A 5,319-nucleotide genomic window follows, 5' to 3' on the forward strand; every position below is an offset into this window, starting at 1 on the left:
GGTAAAGACTCAGCTTTAGCACTCTATCATTTATTACAAGACAAGCGTTATGCTGTGGATGAATTGATTACCACAATTAACAGCCATTACAATCGAGTATCTATGCATGGTTTGCGACAAGAATTATTGATTGCACAAACTGATGCGCTAAATATTCCAGCAAGTTTAATTGAACTCCCCAAAACACCTAGTATGGAAAGTTATGAGCAGAAAATGCTCAAAACAGTTTCCCGTTTAAAAGGTGAAGGTTTTACACATGCTGCTTTTGGCGATATTTTTCTTGAAGATTTAAAAACCTATCGCAAAAATCAACTCGCTAAACAAAACATAAAAACGGTATTTCCCCTTTGGAAACGGGACACGAAATCCCTTTTAAATGAGTTTTTAAGTTTAGGCTTTAAAACTATTATTGTTTGCGCTAATTCCAAATACTTCGGTGAAGATTTTGTGGGTACTGTGATTGATAAAAACTTTATTAACAAATTACCCGAAGGTATCGACCCTTGTGGCGAAAATGGTGAATTTCATACCTTTTGTTTTGATGGACCTATTTTTAAAAACCCTATTGAATTTACTATTGGAGAAAAAGTATATCGGGAATATGATACACCAAAAACAGATGATGACTCTATTTGTAAAAGTGACTCGGAAAAATATGGTGTGTGGTATTGCGATTTAATTCCTTAACACCTTTTTAAAAGATTGTCTCATCGAGCGTAGTCGAAATATGTCATTTAGTTCTCGACTGCGCTCGAACGAACAAACTATAAATTAATATTCAATCCTAAGTTTACGTTTCTTCCTTTTGTAGTATATCCTAAAATTTCGAAATAATCTTCGTTAAATACATTTGTTACACTAGTAAAAAGCTTCACTTTATTTTTAATGATTTTCTGACTAAAATATAAATCAATCAAAGAAAAAGATTGTAATTCTTCGTTTGCAAACGTAGAAAAATTGGTATCTGTTCTACTTCCAACAAATTGATAATTTATTGATGCATACGTATTTTTACAAAAGTTATAACCTAAACTAGCATTGGCTTTATGTTTTGGAACACGCAAACGCACACCTTCTTTTAACTCGGTAAATGTGTAATTTGTACTAAGTGTTAAATCTTTAATCGTTTTCAATTCAGCTTCAACTTCAAAACCATGAACCGTAGCATCAGTAGTTGCATTTTCATAACCCGTTGTATAGGTAATAGTGTTTTCTTCTTTCCTGTTAAAATACACACCATTTACTCTAAATCCGTTTTTATTAGAAAATTCTAATCCACCTTCAATCGTTATATTTTCTTCTGGCTCCAAATCTGGATTTGCTCCAAAAAAACCAAACAACTGTGATAAATTAGGTGCAATAAACGATGTAGCATACGACCCAAAAACCTTAGCATATCCAGAATTTACAGGAATACTATACGACGGATTTAAACTATAAACCAAATGCGAACCATACGTGCTATGATTATTAAATCGTGTTCCTGCGTTAATATTTAATCCGAAATCTGAAACATAAACCACATTCAAATAAGGGTCTGTATTCGTGTAACTTTCCTCTGCAGCAAATTCACTTTTATAATCTGAATAGTTTAAGCCAATAATAGTGTAAAACGTTTCACTAAAAACGTATTTGTTAAAGGCATCAATTACCAAGCTTTTAGCGTCGGTTGGTGTAGAACCAAAATCTGAAATAGATTCTCTATCAACCTCTGTAATAGCTGCATTAATTTGAATGCTTCCGTTTTCGTAACTAAACTTTGGTGAGACTCCAAAACGTGTTTGCTCAGAAACATATTTATCGTTAGTATCTGTTAACGTATACGCTGGTGCAGGAAAACCATCAATATCGGTTTTAAATTTACCATAACTACCAAAAGCAGTTATACTAATCGCATCACTAATCTCATATCCAACTTTTAAATTTGTATTGAATCTTGAAAAAGGATCTTTCTCTGGGTTATCTGACTTTGCTGCCGATAAACCATCTGCATATCTACTACCAAAACTTGCCAAATATATAAACTTGTTTACTGTTCCGTTTACCGATACATTATTGGTAAAACTAGATCCGTTATAATTCAAATCATCCTGTGTTTGATTGGTGCCAACAACAGTTAAAAAATTAGCAGTAATTGTTTTTGACGATGCTTTTTTAGTGATAATATTAATTACAGCAGTCGCAGCGGCATTGCCGTAAAGCGTACTTGCTGCGCCTTTTATAATTTCTATAGATTCAATGGTGTTTAAATCTAATAATCGTAAATCTAACTCATTATTAACTAAAGAAGGATCGTTTACTTGCACACCATCAATTAAAACAAGTACTTGCCTGTTGTTTCCGCCTCTAACAAAACTAGAAATGTTCTGCCCTTCTACACTTCGGTTACCATTAATTTCAATACCACTTTTAGTATTTATTAATTCAGAAATGGTTCGCCCTTGATTATTTTCAATCTCTTTTTTAGAAATTTTAATAACTGTTTTTCCTGAATTTTCACGCTTTAATTTAAAACGTGAATCGGTAACAACAACTTCGTCAAGTTGCTCGACTTTTGTTGAATTGGTTTGCTGTTGTGCAAAACCAATCATAGATATACCAAAACATAGTATACCAAAAACATTTGCTTTTTTGTTCATTTTAATGAATAATTACTCGGAATGGTAAGGTGTTAACCATACTCAAACTTTTATCCCGAAAGTTTAACTTATTTGTTTTGAAAATGGCAGGTCTCCTGACTTGCGTCTTCATGTTGGTCTTCCCAGAAATAAAATTCCAGTGACAAGAAGTTTAACATGAAGCTTTATAGCTTACAGTTGCGGGAACAGTTCTAGAATTTCACTAGATTCCCTTTTAATCTGTTCATGTGAAGTGAACAAAACCAAATTTCGTTGCAAAAATAGTTTTTTAATGTAGATGATAATTATAAAAATTACTTTTTCTTGTTTAGTTTGTAAATAAGATAAATAAATCCAATAAGAAAATGGGCAATGATAACTCCTGCTACTATATATATTGTTAAATTTGAACCGTCTCGCATGATTATAATTTGTATTAAATATAGGCAACAATAAAACAATTATACGTGACAATTGTTACATTATTCAGAAACTTATATAACATATTTTGACCCTAAAGGGAATAATAACATGGAAACTACATGTAACTAATAAAAAACAATAATGATAGGCAGATGAAATATAAATACCTTTTTTTAATATTTATAATAACGCTTTTTAGTTGCAAAAACGATCAAACAAAACAGTTGGTTGAAACTGTTGAAAGCAATCAACTCGAATTAAAATATGCCAAAGGTTTTTCTATTAAAAACTATTCAACTTATAAAATTTTAGAAATTAAAAACCCTTGGCCTAAAGCCGAAAAACATTATCGCTATGTTTTAATTAGTAAAAAAAATGCAGCGAAAACAACTTTCATAAAAAATGAATATGATGGTATTATTATTAATCCAATCAAAAAAATAGTAGTTACTTCAACCACTCATATTCCTGCTTTAGAATTGTTAAATGTAGAGCAAACTTTAGTTGGGTTTCCTGGAACTGATTTTATTTCTTCAGAAAAAGTAAGAACTCATATTAACAACAAAAGAATAAGAGATCTTGGTAAAAATGAAAGTATAAACACTGAAATTTTATTAGAATTAAATCCGAATGTTGTAATTGGATTTGGTATTGATGGTAATAATAAAACTTTTGAAACCATTAAAAAATCAGGAATTCCTGTAATTTATAATGGAGATTGGGTTGAAGAATCTCCTCTTGCAAAAGCGGAATGGATTAAATTTTTTGGAGTACTTTATAATAAAGAAAAAGAAGCAGACTCAATATTTGACAGCATTGAAAAAAACTATTTAGAGGCAAAATTGCTTGCAAAAAATGTTAAAACTCAACCTACTATTTTAAGCGGTGCCATGCATAAAGATGTTTGGCTTTTACCTAATGGAACAAGTACCGAAGCGGAGCTTTTAAAAGATGCAAACGTTGATTATCTTTGGAAAGATTCTAAAGGTACAGGAAGTTTAAAACTTAGTTTTGAATCTGTTTATGTAAAAGCTAAGGAAGCAGATATTTGGTTAAGCCCTTCAAGCTATAGTAGCTTTGAAAGTTTAAAAAATGGAAATGAACACCATACTGAGTTTAAAGCCTTTAAAAATGGGAATATTTATTCATTTACAAATACAACAGGAACATCAGGTGGCGTGTTGTATTATGAATTGGGCATGACTAGACCCGATTTGGTTCTAAAAGACATTATTAAAATCTGCCATCCTGAATTATTGATAGACTATAAACCATTCTTTTTTAAACCTTTAGAATAATTGTCAATTTTAAAAACATATAAACTTCCATTTATTGCACTAACCTTAGTGCTTATATTATGCTTTATAACTAATATAAGTTTGGGTTCGGTTTATATCCCTTTAAGAGGTGTATTTAATAGCCTAATAGGCAATGCTACAGAACAAGAAGCTTGGCAAAATATTATTCAAAATTACCGATTACCAAAAGCCATAACAGCAATTTTAGTTGGTTCAGGCTTAGGTATTTCTGGGCTTTTAATGCAAACTTTGTTTAGAAACCCACTAGCTGGTCCTTTTGTACTGGGTATAAGTTCGGGGGCAAGTTTAGGTGTGGCATTAATTATTTTAGGTTCTGGTTTATTTGGCGGCATTTTTGCATCGCTTTTTATTTCAAAATGGGGCATTGTAATCGCTGCTAGTTTTGGTAGTTTTTTGGTACTCTTAGCTGTTCTAATGGTTTCAATTAAAGTACGAGATACCATGGCTATTCTTATTATTGGGCTCATGTTTGCAAGTATAACGGCTGCCATAGTAAGTGTGCTTTCCTATTTTGGATCTGCCGAACAATTACAACAGTACATTTTTTGGGGTTTTGGAAGTCTTGGTAATTTATCATGGCATGAATTATTTATTTTTTCTATAATTTTTAGTTTGGGTATTATATTAAGTATTATATCCATTAAATCTTTAAACACCTTACTTTTAGGCGAAAATTACGCGATAAGTTTAGGCTTAAACATAAAAAGAAGTCGGTTAACTATTATTGCTGCCACTAGTTTGCTGGCTGGTACAATTACAGCTTTTGCTGGACCCATTGCCTTTGTTGGTTTGGCTATTCCGCATATTACACGACAAGTTTTTAACACCTCAAATCATAAAATATTATTACCCGCTGTATTTTTGTTTGGTGCTATTATCATGTTAATTTGTGATAGTGTTGCCCAAATACCAAATAGCGATTACACGTTGCCTATCAATGCCATTACATCTTTAATTGG

4 protein-coding genes and 1 riboswitch are annotated in these 5,319 nt (G+C 31.6%); of the genes, 3 read left to right on the plus strand and 1 reads right to left on the minus strand.

The annotated features are described in order from the left end of the window. Positions 1-687: ATP-binding protein (locus AADI82_RS13540; RefSeq protein WP_341216958.1), on the plus strand; the 687-nt coding region annotated here is incomplete at its 5' end. A gap of 77 nt (positions 688-764) precedes the next feature. On the opposite strand, the gene AADI82_RS13545 is transcribed toward AADI82_RS13540, so the two are convergent. Then, positions 765-2,639 carry a TonB-dependent receptor plug domain-containing protein gene (locus AADI82_RS13545; protein WP_341216959.1) on the minus strand — a complete coding sequence of 625 codons (1,875 nt, stop codon included), beginning with the start codon at positions 2,637-2,639 and terminating at the stop codon, positions 765-767. 67 nt (positions 2,640-2,706) lie between these two features. After that, positions 2,707-2,901, minus strand: a riboswitch (cobalamin riboswitch). Positions 2,902-3,193: 292 nt separating this feature from the next. Here AADI82_RS13545 and AADI82_RS13550 point away from each other — a divergent pair. Next, on the plus strand, positions 3,194-4,339 hold the full coding sequence (locus AADI82_RS13550) for an ABC transporter substrate-binding protein (RefSeq protein ID WP_341216960.1): 1,146 nt from the start codon (positions 3,194-3,196) through the stop codon (positions 4,337-4,339). Beyond that, positions 4,340-5,319 (plus strand): iron ABC transporter permease (locus AADI82_RS13555; protein ID WP_341216961.1); only part of this gene is annotated, 980 nt, incomplete at its 3' end.

The sequence above is a fragment of the uncultured Wocania sp. genome, assembly GCF_964021735.1.
Taxonomy (GTDB): Bacteria; Bacteroidota; Bacteroidia; order Flavobacteriales; family Flavobacteriaceae; genus Wocania_A.

Excerpts from the sequence above, each read along its gene's own strand:
- AADI82_RS13545 (WP_341216959.1), bottom strand. The coding sequence starts at position 2,639 with ATGAACAAAAAAGCAAATGTTTTTGGTATACTATGTTTTGGTATATCT.
- AADI82_RS13550 (WP_341216960.1), top strand. The coding sequence starts at position 3,194 with ATGAAATATAAATACCTTTTTTTAATATTTATAATAACGCTTTTTAGT.